We start from the raw sequence: 13,145 nt of genomic DNA, 5'->3' as shown, positions 1-13,145 counted from the left end.
GGGTTGTACTTTTTGGTGATCGGTATCACTTGACAGGCCGAAAGTAAAAAACGGTAAGGGTTGGGTTTTCTTGACCATTTTCTGTACAAATATTACCTTCTGCGGGATTTTCTTGCTGTCTCGCGTTGGGGGCGATACGGCGACTTCCAAAAATAAGGGTCTTTCATGAGTCTCACCCTCATTGTTTTGCTTCCCTTCATTGGGGCGGTACTGCCCGCCATAATGATCAGGGCCGGGCGCAACGCATGCGCGACTGCGACTGGTTCTGTCACGCTGCTTGCCCTGATTTTGCTGATGGCAAAGGCACCTGCCGTGATTTCTGGCGAGGTGTTTCAGGTCAGTTATAGCTGGCTTCCGGAACTGGGTCTTAATGTGACCTTCTTCCTTGATGGGCTGGGCTTGCTGTTTGCGACCTTGATCCTCGGGATCGGGTTGCTGATCATTATCTATGCGCGGTTCTATCTGTCCAAGGACGATCCGATGGGGCGCTTCTATGCGTTCCTGTTGTTGTTCCAGGGGGCGATGGTCGGGATTGTTCTGTCGGACAATATCCTGCTGTTGCTGGTTTTCTGGGAACTGACGTCGCTGTCGTCGTTCTTGCTGATCGGGTATTGGAAACATCTGCCCGAAGGGCGTCAGGGCGCGCGTATGGCCCTGGCCGTTACTGGGGCAGGCGGGCTTGCGATGATTGCCGGGATGTTGATCCTGGGCGATATTGTCGGGTCTTATGATTTGACCGTGATCCTCCAGAACGCAAATTTAATTCAAGCGTCCCCGATGTATGTTCCGGCACTGGTTTTGATCCTGCTGGGGTGCTTTACCAAGTCGGCTCAATTCCCGTTCCATTTCTGGCTGCCCCATGCGATGGCCGCGCCAACACCAGTGTCGGCCTATTTGCATTCGGCAACCATGGTCAAGGCCGGTATCTTCCTGATGGCCCGCATGTGGCCGGTTTTGTCGGGGACGCCGGAATGGTTCTATATCGTTGCGACGGCTGGTCTTGTGACCATGGTGCTTGGCGCATGGATTGCGATTTTCAAACACGACCTTAAGGGACTTCTGGCCTATTCGACGGTCAGCCACCTTGGTCTGATTACCATGCTGCTTGGGTTTGGAACGCCGATCGCCGCTGTGGCTGGTGTGTTTCACATCATCAACCATGCAACGTTTAAGGCGGCCCTGTTTATGACGGCCGGTATTATCGACCATGAAACCGGGACCCGTGATATTCGTCGTCTGGGCGGGTTGCTCAACCTGATGCCGATTGCTGGGACGATTGGCATTATCTCTGCTGCATCAATGGCCGGGATTATTCCGCTTAACGGGTTCCTGTCCAAGGAAATGATGCTCGAAGAAGCATGGCACACCATGTGGCTGGATCAGGGCTGGGTTGTGCCGCTTCTGGCCACCGTTGGGGCAATCTTCTCGGTGGCGTACTCCTTCCGCTTTATCTTCCACGTCTGGCTGGGCAAACCACGCGATGAGAACTTGCCGCATCATCCACATGATCCACCCTTTGGCATGTGGGGCCCGCCTGCATTGCTGACGGTTCTGGTGGTTTTGATTGGCCTGTTCCCGGCGGTGATTGTCGGGCCGCTGGTTGCTGCGACGTCGAGTGCGGTTATCGGTGGGGAACTGCCGGAATATCATCTGGCACTTTGGCATGGGCTGACACCGGCCCTTGGCATGAGCGTCATCGCGATTGTTGTTGGTGCGCTGTTGCTGATGCGCCACGGGGCGTTGATTTCGGCGACAGCAAACCTGTCACGGCCTGATGCCAAGGCGATGTTTGATTGTGCGATTGCCAAGCTTGTCGCTTTAAGCCGGGTTGTCTCGGACAATCTGCACAATGGATCGTTGCAGCGTTACCTTTCTGTGATGATTGTTGCGTCCGTTGCGATCGGGGTTTCTGGATTTTATGCCGAGCCCGATCATACTGCGGGCACGCGGGAATTACTGGATGTTTCACCTGCGGCGGCGATTGGCTGGGTCTTGCTGGTTGTAACCAGTATTGCTGCGGTGGTGATGCATCATAATCGACTTCTAAGTTTGCTATTGGTCGGTGTGATTGGTCTGATTGTCTCGCTTGGCTTTATCTATCTGTCGGCACCTGATCTTGCCTTGACGCAAATCTCGGTCGAGGTGGTGACTGTCATCCTGATGTTGCTGGCCCTTAATATCCTGCCAAAGGAAACGCCAAAGGAAAGCCTTCCGGGACGCAAATTGCGTGACGGGGTGGTTTCGATTGCGGCTGGCCTTGGCATTGGCGGGGCGATATGGGCGATCATGACGCGTGACCTGCCAAACTCGATCTCGGCCTATCATCTGGCCAACTCAAAGATCGAAGGTGGCGGCACGAACGTTGTGAACGTCATCCTCGTCAACTTCCGTGGGTTTGATACCTTTGGTGAAATCATTGTGCTGGGCATTGCGGCCCTTTCGATCTTTGCCTTGATCGAAACCGTGACCCAGGGCGAAGCGGCTAAACGTCTGGCAAGTTGGGTCGTCAGTAATCGCCGGTCGGCGGATCGCCATCCGATGATGATGGTGGTCGCGACGCGTGTGATGTTGCCCTTGTCGCTGATGGTGGGTGTTTACATCTTCCTGCGCGGTCACAACGAACCGGGCGGTGGTTTTATTGCCGGGTTGGTCGTATCGGTCGCTTTGGTCATGCAGTATATGGCTTCAGGCTTTGGCTGGACCCAGAACCGCATGAAAGTCAATTACCACGGCATGATTGGTCTGGGGGTTATTGCAGCAGCGATTACCGGGGCTTCGGCATGGGTCGCGGGCTTGCCGTTCCTGACCAGTGGGTTTGTCCATGTTCATCTGCCGATTGTTGGTGAATTTGAACTGGCATCCGCCATGGGCTTTGACCTTGGTGTGTTCCTGACGGTGGTTGGGGCGGTAATGCTGGCTCTTGCCAAACTGTCACAGGTCGAACGCATGGCAGAACATGTCGATGTCAATCTTGATCCGATGGATCACGATCCATCTGTTCGGATAGCAACGCCAGAGAAGGAGGCCTGATATGGAATTTCTTGTAGCAAGCAGTATTGGGCTTCTGACAACGTGCGGAACATATCTTTTGCTGCGTGGGCGGACGTTCCCGGTGGTGATTGGTTTGGCGCTTCTGTCCTATGCGGTGAACGTATTTCTGTTCGCCATGGGACGGCTTACCATCAATATGCCGCCGATCCTGCGTGAAGGTGTGACGGAATACACCGATCCATTGCCACAGGCACTTGTGCTGACGGCGATTGTGATTTCGTTTGGGATGACGGCATTGATCGTTGTGCTGTCGATCCGGACCTTTCTTGAAATCGGGAATGATCATGTTGACGGTCAACCGGTTGGCGAGCCATCCGAAGCAGGAGATAAAAACTGATGGGTGACTGGATTGTTATTCCCATAGTACTGCCCGCTGTGATGGCCGCCCTGATCGTTTTGGCGGTTCGTCATGATATTTTGTTGCAGCGCGTATTTTCTATAACGGCAACCGTGGCCCTTGTCGCAGTGACCTTGTCGCTGTTGATTTTCGCCAATGGCAACGGACCGGAAATGTATGCCCTGTCCGATTGGCCAGCACCCTTCGGGATTGTGCTGGTTCTGGACCGGTTGTCGGCGATGATGATTTTTCTGACATCGCTTCTGGGGCTTGGCGTTGTCCTGTTTGCCTCAAGTGAATGGGATCAGCGCGGCAAGCATTTCCATGCTCTTTTCCAGTTCCAGCTGATGGGGGTGAATGGTGCGTTCCTGACGGGGGACTTGTTTAACCTCTTTGTCTTCTTTGAGGTTCTGCTGATCGCGTCTTATGGGCTTATGCTTCATGGTGCTGGGGCCGACCGTCTTAAGGCGGGCATGCAGTATGTTGTCGTCAATCTGACTGGGTCAGCCTTGTTCCTGGTTGGGGTTGGCATGATATATTCAGTGACCGGGACGCTGAATATGGCAGACCTGGCCATTCAGGTTGCAAACATAGCACCGGGAGATGCCGCGTTGCTGCGCGCCGGGGCGTTGGTTTTATTGCTTGTTTTCTGTGTGAAGGCGGCAATGGTGCCGATCCATTTCTGGCTTCCGGGAACCTACGCCAATGCGCCTGCACCGGTCGCGGCCCTGTTTGCGATCATGACCAAGGTCGGGGCCTATTCGGTGCTGCGTGTCTATTCTCTGGCTTTTGGCGACACTGCCGGTGATATGGCATGGCTCGCACAACCCTATATCCTGCCGGCCGCCCTGATTACCATTGCCGTTGGCATGATCGGTGTTTTGGCTGCAAAACGCCTCAACAACCTGATTGCCTTTGCGGTGATTGGCTCGATGGGGACGCTTTTGACAGCGATTGGGCTGTTCACCCCTGAAAGCATTTCAGCAGGCCTTTACTATTTGCTGCATTCGACGTTTTCGGCCGCCGCCCTGTTCCTGATTGCCGATCTTGTCGTGTCCCGACGGGGCCAGTTTGGCGACAGCCTCAACACCGCCCCGGTTTTCCATCAGTCCGGGTTCCTTGCCGTTCTGTTCTTTATCGGGGCGATTGGCATGGCCGGTATGCCGCCGCTGAGCGGATTTATCGGTAAATTACAGATCCTTGACGCTTCGCGCGACAGTGATGCCATGGTCTGGATTTGGTCGGTTATTCTGGTGACGTCTTTGATGTGCATTATCGGGTTTGGCCGTGCAGGCAGTGTGCTGTTCTGGAAAAGTTCATCGCTCGAAGGCGAGATCGTTGTCGAAGGTGCGAAATGGCCGGTTCTGCCGATCATTGCCGCATGTGGTATGCTTGGTGGCTTGGTTGCCTTAACAGTGTTTGCCGGTCCGATTAGTAGTTACCTCAACGGGACTGCTGATCAGATATTTGATACGTCGCAATATATTCGAGCAGTGCTGGGCGATGGTGCCCTTGCGCAGTTTGGCCAGTAAGTGGTGTTGAAAGGATCATGATGATGAAACGTTATCTTCCCCACCCGCTGCTGTCGCTGGCTTTGCTGGTCGTCTGGGTGCTTCTGGCGAACGAAGTTTCGGCAGGTGCCGTTGTTTTCGGTGCAATCCTTGCGGTGATTATCCCCTTGATCACCGCAAGTTTCTGGCCTGCCCGGCCGAAGATTCGCAACGCGTATGCGATCTGTGAATATGGTCTTGTGGTTCTGTGGGATATTCTGGTGGCCAATGTGGTTGTTGCCGGGCTGATCCTGTTTCGCAAAACCGAAAGCCTTGAAACAAAATGCGTTGTCGTGCCGTTAGAACTGACATCGCCCGAGGCAATCACCACATTGGCTGGCACCATCACCATGACGCCGGGTACGGTCACAATTGATCTCAGTGCCGATGCCAAAAGCCTTCTGGTGCATTGTCTTCATGCCCCGGATGCACAGGGTGTGATTGATGAGATCAAAGACCGCTACGAACGCCGCCTGAAGGAGATTTTCGAATGATCGAATATGCACTGAATTTCGGCTTCGTCTGTGTGTCATTGGCATTGCTGATGAATTTATGGCGTCTGACCATGGGGCCGACAACGGCAGACCGCATTTTGGCGGTCGATACCATGGCGATTAACGCCATTGCCCTTCTGGTGATGTATGGCATCGCCAAGGGAACCGCGATGTATTTCGAAGGCGCGCTTTTGTTCGCCATGTTCGGGTTTGTTTCAACCGTGGCCTACTGCAAGTTCATCTTGCGTGGCGACATCATCGAATAAGGGAGCGTTTTGATGCCATTTATCGTCGAACTCATTATCTCGCTTCTGATTGTGATTGGTGGATTGTTCCTGCTGGTCGGGTCATTCGGGATGCTCAAGCTGCGTGATTTGTTGCCGCGCCTGCATGCGCCGACCAAGGCCAGTACCGTTGGCGTCGGGGGAGTTTTGATTGCCTCGATGCTGTATTTCTGGGTTGAGCGTGGGCATTTCACCATTCATGAATTGCTGATCACGCTGTTCATCTTCCTGACAGCCCCGATCACAGCCAACCTGATCGCCAAGGCGTACATGCTGTTGAATGTTGATCCACATTCGGATTTGCCACCCAGTAAGCAGAATGAAGGTTGGGCGACTTTTGATCCGGTCGGGCCCGAAGGCTACGATCCCAGCGAGGAATATCAGGAAAAGGAAAACTGATTTTTCTGGCTTCTGACTTTCTGACGTAACTTTAAGAACGGCACCGTCATTCGGTGCCGTTTTTGTTAGGATACCCCCATGACAGCATTGCGTGGAACATCCGCCATGATTTTTGAAACCAACCGCCTGATATTGCGTCCCCGAACCATGGATGATTTTGACGACTGTATTGTCATGGACAAGGCCCCCGGTGTTGTCGATTACATTCCCGGACCTTGGGATCAGGACAGCGAACATAGGGCGTTTGTCCGTACACGGATCAATGCGCACTATGGTGACGAGTTGGGGTACTGGTCGGTCTTTGCCAAACCTGCACCAAACACCTTTATGGGCTGGGTACTTTTAATCCCCGAGGATGGCGTTGGGCCGGATGTTGAGATCGGGTGGCGGCTGCATCCCGATTACTGGGGAAACGGCTTTGCGTCTGAGGCGGCCCTTGCTCTGGTGCCACACGCGTTTGAAACGCTAAACTTGCCGCGTATTGTGGCGGGGGTTGATCAACGTAATCATGGGTCCATTGGTGTTGCCCGTAAAATCGGGATGACGTGCCGATCAAAACAGGATGGATATGATGAGTATGTGATCGAAAACCCACAACGGTCTGATGTGTGATCAGTTGTCTGACAGAGCCGTGACTGCTAGACAAAAGGCAAGAGGGAGCCTTTATCATCATGCCTGATTTTTCCATTGAAGATCAGTATTGCGGACGCATTGTCGGGATTGACGAAGTTGGTCGGGGTCCACTGGCCGGACCGGTTGTTGCTGCCGCGGTCATTTTGCCACGTGATGACCGGTTGCCCGCTGTTCTTTTGAACGAACTTAATGATTCCAAAAAGCTGTCAGTCAAAAAGCGTGATCGACTTCATGACATCATCATGAGCTGTGCCGAGGTTGGCATCGGTGCTGCCTCTGTGCGGGAGATTGACCAGATTAATATCTTGCAGGCAACCTATGTTGCGATGCGCCGCGCAGTTACCCATTTATCAGCCCTTCCCGATCAGGCATTGGTCGATGGTAATCGTGACCCGGGGTTGCCTTGTGCGGTTGAAACCGTGGTTAAGGGCGACAGTAAATCGCTTTCGATTGCGGCGGCGTCGATTGTTGCCAAGGTGGTGCGTGACCGTGCCATGGCGCGCCTTGCTGTGCGCTATCCGTTTTTTGGCTGGGAAGGCAATGCAGGTTACGGGGTGAAAAAGCATATGGCAGGTCTTGGTGATGTTGGGCCAACCCCGCACCATCGCCGCAGTTTCAAACCGATTGCCAATTTGTTCGATGCAATGATGGACGGTCGTTAAGAGTATGGCCGTCACTGATGGCTATCCGGATCGTTCCTAAGCCAGTGCGGTGCGATTACGCGGCGTGATTTGGGCACGAACCAAATCGGTGCCGTCTTCGTCGCGGGTAATGGCGGCAAATCCATCGCAATGTCTGATTTCAACCCGTTCATGCACGCGGCATTCGGTTCGAAACTGAATGTCGAGGCTTGCGGGATGAAAGTCTGGCCGATTGTTTTGTCCGGCAATCCCCAGCACCCACTGCATCAGCCGCACATTATTGACGTGCCCATACAGATCAAGGTCCGACGGGCGTGCCTTGATGGTGTCGCACGGCGCAAGTGGTTCAGTGGTGGCCGGTGTCCGCAACGGTGGTTCAATCAATTTCGGCCCCGGTGGATTTGGCAGGCGGTCGGAAATCCAGTCGGGCCATTGTGCAGTACGGCGTTCATGCAAATCAAACATCACCCAGAAACTTTGCGCGACACCAATCACATCACCTTTGGCATTGGTAAGACGAAAATCACGGGTGGCAACCCGGCGCGATACCCCTGATGGCCATGTTTCAACCGTGATGTCTTCGCCATTGCCGGGATAGTCGCGGATGTGGATGACCATGCGTGCCAATACCCATGCGATCCCCTGATCTACCGTGTCGTCATAGGCCAGTTTTAGTATCCTGGCACCCCAACCGGCCGCATCCTGCATGTAATCGGCGAGGGCAGGGAGCATGACCTTGCCATTGTCGCCAATCTCGGAATATCGGACCCGATATGTCCCGCGCCAACCGCAATTTGCGGGCAGGGGGGCATTGGCAATATGATTCCAGTCAATCGTCATGGGGCCGTCCTTTTAATACGATGGACCTTTATATGGATGATGATCGCCTGTTGGCAAATAAAGTGAGTTGTTTGGGTATCGTCGATGCCCGGTAAGCAAAACCGTTCATTGAAAAACCGAAGGCATGTTATCTTTTTGCTTTCTGTGCTGGATTTGGGGTCTGGCGGACATGCAGACACGCTGGGGGCATCATGGCGACGCGGACATACACCAAGACCAAACGCGCAGATAAGGAACAAGATACCCATCAAAAGATCATTGATGCGGCATTATTGCTCTATGGGGGTGTTGGTCCCGCGGCAACGACAATCAGTGCGGTTGCAACCAAAGCATCTGTGCAGCGCCTGACGGTCTATCGCCACTTCCCCAAAGAAAAGGATTTAATGGCAGGCGCGCTAAAGGCGTGGTTTGAAAGCCGCCCTATGCCAGATCCGGCAGACTGGCGCGACCGCGTTAACCCGCAAGACTGGCCCATCGCAATTTTGAGCATGCTGTATCATTATTACAGCGAAACCAGCAACGTATGGGCGGGCCTGCTGTCAGATCGTGGAAAGCTTGAGGATCTGGACAAGGCATTACGCCCTGCCGACAAACATCTTGCCCTTATCCAAGATGACATCATGCGCCATCTTCCTGCGGCACGGAGCGGCAATGACCTTTGCCGGGCCGTTGTTCGCCACAGCTTACAGTTCTCGACTTGGCAGAGCTTGGCGGCCAGTGAACTTGATACGGTCGAGATTGCGGCACTGATGGAAGACTGGCTGCGGCACAGTCCCTTAAGTTAATTGTGGATCGAACTTTGCAGAGCAGGCGTGTTCATCAATATGATGGAGTCTGGCGCATTTTTTTTGTGTCGCCGCGCTTTTTCTTGTTATCAGTGCGTTTGCGCTTGGCCGACATGCTGGGGCGTGTTTTTACACGATATTTCTTGCGCTCGGCTGCTTTGCGCAACAGGGCGAGAAATCGTTCTATCGCATCTTGCTTGTTGCGTTCCTGTGTGCGATGACGCTGGGCGTCAAAGATGATCTGGCCATCGTTGGTCAGTTTGCTTCCAGCAAGTTCACGTAGGCGGTTGCGTACGCGCAAAGGAAGTTCGGTCAGGTCATCAATACGCACGCGCATGTGAACTGCACTCGATACCTTATTGACATTTTGTCCGCCGGGCCCCGATGCGCGCACGAACTGAAAATTCAGATGGCGTTCATCCAGATAAAGGCCTTTTTCGATCTCAAGCATGGGCAACCGTAAAAGATTTTCAGGGCGTAACCGGGGCGGTTAACATAACTGAGTGTAGTAGTCGGCTATTAATTGAATTTCGCAATTACTACGCCTACATTGACGTGGGTCTAGCCTGTCAGGGGCGTGACGGGCTGTAAACAGGAAATCGACGGTGCGCTTTTCGCATATTTATATTGGTCTTGGCTGGCTTGCAATTGGATTGGGCGTTGTGGGTATTTTCCTACCGCTTTTACCAACGACGCCGTTTATGTTATTGGCCGCTTGGCTTTTTGCCAAGGGATCGCCAAGGCTGCACGACTGGATTTGCAATCATCCCCGGTTTGGCGGCCCAATTCGTGACTGGAACAATCATGGTGTCATCAGTCGGCGGGCCAAATGTATGGCGATGTTGGCATTCTTTGTTGTGATTGCGGTATCGTTGATCTTTGTCGAAAGCCGTTGGGTCGTGATGGTTCAGGTGCTGGTCGCTGTTCCGGTCAGTTTGTTTATCCTGTCGCGGCCATCAGAACCCCGGATTGTGAAAGTCACAAATCCAACGGCGGGCAACCCGTAAAGCGGACCAATCTGGGGGCGCTTGATCTTAGCTGGTCTTCTTGCGGTTGAGTTCGCCTTGGCAGGATTCTTCAAGTTTATCTAGTTCATCAAGTGTCGCATCAATGTCCTCGCGCTGTGTGCGAAGCGCATCGCGGCGTTCGTTGATTTTGGACACAAGGATGGTCAACTGGGTGATTTCGCTGCGGTCGCCATCATACAGATCAAGAAGATCACGTATTTCCTTTAATGAGAAACCAAGCCGCTTGCCGCGCATGATCAGACGCAAACGCACCCGGTCACGTTGGCTGTAAATGCGGGTTTGTCCCTGACGTTTGGGCTCGATCAGTTCCTGATCTTCGTAAAAACGGATGGTCCGTGTGGTTACGTCAAACTCGCGGGCAAGATCAGTAATGGAGTAACTGTCGCTCATGGGGGCTCAATGCTGTTGAAGTTTACGCTTACGTAAACTGAAAGCTACATGCTTTCCGATGCTGCGACAATCGGCAATTCTTTTGGAAACTCGACGCAAAATGTGCTGCCTTCGCCCGGCGTGCTGGTGACGACCAGCGATCCACCGTGCCGATCGACGATCTTCTTGCAAATTGCCAGACCAATTCCTGTCCCGGCATAATCGCCATAGCCATGCAGGCGTTTGAAAACCTCAAAAATGGTTTCGTGATATTGCTCTTCAATCCCGATCCCGTTATCGGCGACAAAAACGCGGTAGCTGTTTGGGGTTTCCTTAGCAAATACCCGTACTTTGCCATCTTCGGGGTCACTATATTTCAGGCCGTTGGATACCAAGTTCTGGAACAGCAGCAGTAACTGACTGGCATCGCCGGTGATGGTGGGAAGGGTTCCTTCGCGGATGATATTGCCTTCGGGTGCGGACCCTGCACGTTTGAAGTTGGTCACAAGCGCATCAAACAGGGCTTGTAAAGAAACCGCGTGGAACGGCTTACCATGCCGCCCAACCCGCGACAGGGTCAGAAGATCATCAATCATGCGTTGCATACGTTGCGTGCCGTCAACAGCATAATGAATGAATTCATCGGCTGTATCGTCAAGCTGGCCTTCATACCGTCGGGCGATGAGCTGGGTATAGCTTGACACCATGCGCAGTGGTTCTTGCAAGTCATGGGACGCGGCATAGGCAAACTGTTCAAGTTCGCTGTTGGAACGTTCTAGTTCAGCCATGGTGCGCTGAATTTCCATCTCATGGCGTTTGCGTTGGGAAATATCGCGCAGAGTAATAATGTAGTGATAGCGTTCATCAGCGGAAAAATGACTGATCGCGACTTCCAGAGGTATGTTGCGCCCGCTCGACGTGCAGGCGAGAACCTCGATCACCCCGGTTCCAAGGTCAGTCAAAAGTCGATCCTTTGGTGGTGGCGACGGGGTGATGTGTTCGCTGTCAGGCAAAAGAAAGCGAATGATGTTGCGTAGTTCCGGGTCGCCTTCGGGCCCGCAAAGTTCCTGCGCGCGTGCGTTTAGGGGTTCAATATTGCCATCATCTGACGCCACCAAAATGGCATCAATGGTATTTTGCAAAATCGCACGTGTCCGGCCTTCGCTGCGTCTGGTTTGGGTAACAAGATCAGCCAATTCGGCGGTCTGCTGGCGAAGCAATCGGTCGCGTTGAACGGCAAGAGTAACATCGCGAATGGTCAACGAACACAGTGTGCCGTTGCTGCTGGTCTTGATTGGATGGATGCGGATTGATTGCTCCATGCGATCAAAGCTTGCAGCAAATTGGGGCAGGGGCTTTAACGGCAGGGCGCCTTGATTAAGCGATGGGGAAATAACGGCGGGCATGCCAAATTTCAGGCAGTCTTCAATCGCCTGACTGACCCGACCCAATCGGGTTTCAGGAAAAACGTTGACAAGCTGTTTGCCAAGAACTTGATGCGGTGCCAGATCAGACCGGTTTTGCATCCATTTGTTCCAATGGCAAATCGCGCCATCCTGCGAAATCGCAAGCGAACCGTTGTCTGCTGTATCAAGCAACGCGCTATAAAGTTCGGCGGCATTGTCTGATCTATCGAGACTGTCCGACAGCGTTCTGTGGTCCAACGATGTTGGCGTCGTTTTTTTCATTCATCTCGACCCGGTTAACCAAGTGAATTGGCCAGAAAACGACGGACCAGTTCCCTGAGCATCTGGATTGAATCCAGATCCATAACAAACAGGACATATCCATCAATGTCATTTTGACGCAGCATGAATTGCACATGCAAGATCATCAAGACTGGTCTTTTGCCAGTTTGGCTACCTACGTCATCTTGATCCAGCAACGATCGGCTTTCGCGTTTGCGAAATGATGGCATTGAACAATTTATCGGTTCACCAAGCACATTTGAAATGCTGCCAAGGCAGGCATTCAAAATGATATTTCCGACTTCCATCAGGGCTTCTTGCTCAAGATCGGTCAAGGCCTCAAGCGGAACGTCAACTTTCAAAAGGCTGCGCACGAGTTCCAGGCTGCGTTCTTCGGGAAAGACCAGCATGGCCTCGCCTTTAAAGGGGCCATCGAATGTCTGACTGACGGCAGAAACAATTTCAGTTGGCGCCTTGGCAAGGTCAGTATCAGAAAACCGTTCGACGAAAGTAATGCGCGGAACGGTTAGTTCAACCGGTTGCTCGACCATTTCGGACAAGGATGATGCGGCCCGACCAACACCGATGTTGATCAATTCACTGATGGTGTCATGTTCGAGTTCTGTGAGGTCAATCATCGGTCCGCTTCCTTGGCCGCGATGTAGTCACGAATTTTTTCTTCGGTCGGTGGCTTTGCTAGAAAATCAACACCGATGCTTTCGGCCTTGTTCTGGATTTCTTTTTGAATATTGGCCGTCAGAAGGGCTATCACGGTATCAGGAAATTGCGCACGTAACTTCTCGCAAAGCTCAAGGCCATTCATGCCGGGCATATTGAAATCGACCAGCAGATAATCGTAGGATTTTTCCGCGACCATCGCCAAGGCTTTTGCCGCATCTTCGGCCTCGTCAATTTCCCACCCCGCAAAATTGCTGGATATGAATGCCTTGACCAGAAGCCGGGCGAATTTGCTGTCATCTATGAGCAGGACGGATTTTTGTGGGGCCATTTTGCTTCTCGGATAACCAGACGTTTGAATGTGGTGC

16 protein-coding genes are annotated in these 13,145 nt (G+C 52.9%); 10 read left to right on the top strand and 6 right to left on the bottom strand.

Features of this window, described 5'->3' with window-relative positions:
* Positions 1 to 165 precede the first annotated feature (165 nt).
* The 8 genes from AC0VXT_RS17310 (at position 166) to AC0VXT_RS17275 (ending at position 7,410) form a co-directional block, all read left to right on the top strand.
* Positions 166 to 3,030 carry a monovalent cation/H+ antiporter subunit A gene (locus tag AC0VXT_RS17310; RefSeq protein WP_475546420.1) on the top strand — a complete coding sequence of 955 codons (2,865 nt, stop codon included), beginning with the start codon at positions 166 to 168 and terminating at the stop codon, positions 3,028 to 3,030.
* 1 nt (position 3,031) lies between these two features.
* Positions 3,032 to 3,388: a Na+/H+ antiporter subunit C gene (locus tag AC0VXT_RS17305; protein ID WP_022731049.1), complete on the top strand. Its 357-nt coding sequence runs from the start codon at positions 3,032 to 3,034 to the stop codon at positions 3,386 to 3,388.
* A complete protein-coding gene (locus AC0VXT_RS17300) occupies positions 3,388 to 4,920 on the top strand; it encodes a monovalent cation/H+ antiporter subunit D (protein ID WP_475546419.1) in 1,533 nt (510 codons plus the stop codon). The genes AC0VXT_RS17305 and AC0VXT_RS17300 overlap by 1 nt, the downstream gene beginning before the upstream one ends.
* A 17-nt stretch (positions 4,921 to 4,937) precedes the next feature.
* A complete protein-coding gene (locus AC0VXT_RS17295) occupies positions 4,938 to 5,432 on the top strand; it encodes a Na+/H+ antiporter subunit E (protein WP_022731051.1) in 495 nt (164 codons plus the stop codon).
* Entirely contained in the window at positions 5,429 to 5,698 is a 270-nt protein-coding gene (locus tag AC0VXT_RS17290; RefSeq protein WP_022731052.1) for a K+/H+ antiporter subunit F, read from the top strand. Before AC0VXT_RS17295 ends, AC0VXT_RS17290 begins: the two co-directional genes overlap by 4 nt.
* A 12-nt stretch (positions 5,699 to 5,710) precedes the next feature.
* Positions 5,711 to 6,115 (top strand): Na+/H+ antiporter subunit G, encoded by a 405-nt coding sequence (locus AC0VXT_RS17285; protein WP_022731053.1) that lies wholly within the window; start codon positions 5,711 to 5,713, stop codon positions 6,113 to 6,115.
* A gap of 78 nt (positions 6,116 to 6,193) precedes the next feature.
* A complete protein-coding gene (locus AC0VXT_RS17280; RefSeq protein ID WP_475546418.1) occupies positions 6,194 to 6,727 on the top strand; it encodes a GNAT family N-acetyltransferase in 534 nt (177 codons plus the stop codon).
* Positions 6,728 to 6,786: 59 nt separating this feature from the next.
* Complete coding sequence (locus tag AC0VXT_RS17275) at positions 6,787 to 7,410, top strand: ribonuclease HII (RefSeq protein ID WP_475546417.1); 624 nt, start codon at positions 6,787 to 6,789, stop codon at positions 7,408 to 7,410.
* Positions 7,411 to 7,446: 36 nt separating this feature from the next.
* On the opposite strand, the gene AC0VXT_RS17270 is transcribed toward AC0VXT_RS17275, so the two are convergent.
* Positions 7,447 to 8,229, bottom strand: a complete 783-nt coding sequence (locus tag AC0VXT_RS17270) for an acyl-[acyl-carrier-protein] thioesterase (protein WP_475546416.1) — start codon at positions 8,227 to 8,229, stop codon at positions 7,447 to 7,449.
* 191 nt (positions 8,230 to 8,420) lie between these two features.
* On the opposite strand from AC0VXT_RS17270, the gene AC0VXT_RS17265 reads away from it, so the two are divergent.
* Complete coding sequence (locus tag AC0VXT_RS17265; protein ID WP_475546415.1) at positions 8,421 to 9,014, top strand: TetR/AcrR family transcriptional regulator; 594 nt, start codon at positions 8,421 to 8,423, stop codon at positions 9,012 to 9,014.
* Between the two features lie 34 nt (positions 9,015 to 9,048).
* On the opposite strand, the gene arfB is transcribed toward AC0VXT_RS17265, so the two are convergent.
* The gene (arfB, locus tag AC0VXT_RS17260) at positions 9,049 to 9,465 is read right to left on the bottom strand and encodes an alternative ribosome rescue aminoacyl-tRNA hydrolase ArfB (RefSeq protein ID WP_475546414.1); all 417 of its coding nucleotides are present in this window, start codon (positions 9,463 to 9,465) and stop codon (positions 9,049 to 9,051) included.
* 154 nt (positions 9,466 to 9,619) lie between these two features.
* Here arfB and AC0VXT_RS17255 point away from each other — a divergent pair, with 154 nt between their 5' ends.
* The gene (locus tag AC0VXT_RS17255; RefSeq protein ID WP_475546413.1) at positions 9,620 to 10,021 is read left to right on the top strand and encodes a YbaN family protein; all 402 of its coding nucleotides are present in this window, start codon (positions 9,620 to 9,622) and stop codon (positions 10,019 to 10,021) included.
* A gap of 27 nt (positions 10,022 to 10,048) precedes the next feature.
* Here the strand turns inward: AC0VXT_RS17255 and AC0VXT_RS17250 are convergent, their stop codons facing one another.
* From AC0VXT_RS17250 to AC0VXT_RS17235, 4 genes are read right to left on the bottom strand one after another with little or no spacing between them, the layout of a single operon-like run.
* Entirely contained in the window at positions 10,049 to 10,432 is a 384-nt protein-coding gene (locus tag AC0VXT_RS17250; protein ID WP_475546412.1) for a MerR family transcriptional regulator, read from the bottom strand.
* A gap of 44 nt (positions 10,433 to 10,476) precedes the next feature.
* On the bottom strand, positions 10,477 to 12,099 hold the full coding sequence (locus tag AC0VXT_RS17245) for an ATP-binding protein (RefSeq protein WP_475546411.1): 1,623 nt from the start codon (positions 12,097 to 12,099) through the stop codon (positions 10,477 to 10,479).
* A gap of 14 nt (positions 12,100 to 12,113) precedes the next feature.
* Positions 12,114 to 12,737 carry a chemotaxis protein CheC gene (locus tag AC0VXT_RS17240; protein WP_475546410.1) on the bottom strand — a complete coding sequence of 208 codons (624 nt, stop codon included), beginning with the start codon at positions 12,735 to 12,737 and terminating at the stop codon, positions 12,114 to 12,116.
* The gene (locus AC0VXT_RS17235; RefSeq protein ID WP_417824810.1) at positions 12,734 to 13,108 is read right to left on the bottom strand and encodes a response regulator transcription factor; all 375 of its coding nucleotides are present in this window, start codon (positions 13,106 to 13,108) and stop codon (positions 12,734 to 12,736) included. The genes AC0VXT_RS17240 and AC0VXT_RS17235 overlap by 4 nt, the downstream gene beginning before the upstream one ends.
* Between the last annotated feature and the right edge of the window lie 37 nt (positions 13,109 to 13,145).

The sequence above is a fragment of the Thalassospira sp. Z349TD_5 genome (assembly GCF_056173045.1).
This window is presented reverse-complemented; position numbering and strand designations above follow the sequence as displayed.

Bases quoted from the DNA above. Each gene is read 5' to 3' on its own strand.
- AC0VXT_RS17310 (WP_475546420.1), top strand. From the start codon at position 166: ATGAGTCTCACCCTCATTGTTTTGCTTCCCTTCATTGGGGCGGTACTG.
- AC0VXT_RS17305 (WP_022731049.1), top strand. From the start codon at position 3,032: ATGGAATTTCTTGTAGCAAGCAGTATTGGGCTTCTGACAACGTGCGGA.
- AC0VXT_RS17300 (WP_475546419.1), top strand. From the start codon at position 3,388: ATGGGTGACTGGATTGTTATTCCCATAGTACTGCCCGCTGTGATGGCC.
- AC0VXT_RS17295 (WP_022731051.1), top strand. From the start codon at position 4,938: ATGATGATGAAACGTTATCTTCCCCACCCGCTGCTGTCGCTGGCTTTG.
- AC0VXT_RS17290 (WP_022731052.1), top strand. From the start codon at position 5,429: ATGATCGAATATGCACTGAATTTCGGCTTCGTCTGTGTGTCATTGGCA.
- AC0VXT_RS17285 (WP_022731053.1), top strand. From the start codon at position 5,711: ATGCCATTTATCGTCGAACTCATTATCTCGCTTCTGATTGTGATTGGT.
- AC0VXT_RS17280 (WP_475546418.1), top strand. From the start codon at position 6,194: ATGACAGCATTGCGTGGAACATCCGCCATGATTTTTGAAACCAACCGC.
- AC0VXT_RS17275 (WP_475546417.1), top strand. From the start codon at position 6,787: ATGCCTGATTTTTCCATTGAAGATCAGTATTGCGGACGCATTGTCGGG.
- AC0VXT_RS17270 (WP_475546416.1), bottom strand. From the start codon at position 8,229: ATGACGATTGACTGGAATCATATTGCCAATGCCCCCCTGCCCGCAAAT.
- AC0VXT_RS17265 (WP_475546415.1), top strand. From the start codon at position 8,421: ATGGCGACGCGGACATACACCAAGACCAAACGCGCAGATAAGGAACAA.
- arfB (WP_475546414.1), bottom strand. From the start codon at position 9,465: ATGCTTGAGATCGAAAAAGGCCTTTATCTGGATGAACGCCATCTGAAT.
- AC0VXT_RS17250 (WP_475546412.1), bottom strand. From the start codon at position 10,432: ATGAGCGACAGTTACTCCATTACTGATCTTGCCCGCGAGTTTGACGTA.
- AC0VXT_RS17245 (WP_475546411.1), bottom strand. From the start codon at position 12,099: ATGAAAAAAACGACGCCAACATCGTTGGACCACAGAACGCTGTCGGAC.
- AC0VXT_RS17240 (WP_475546410.1), bottom strand. From the start codon at position 12,737: ATGATTGACCTCACAGAACTCGAACATGACACCATCAGTGAATTGATC.
- AC0VXT_RS17235 (WP_417824810.1), bottom strand. From the start codon at position 13,108: ATGGCCCCACAAAAATCCGTCCTGCTCATAGATGACAGCAAATTCGCC.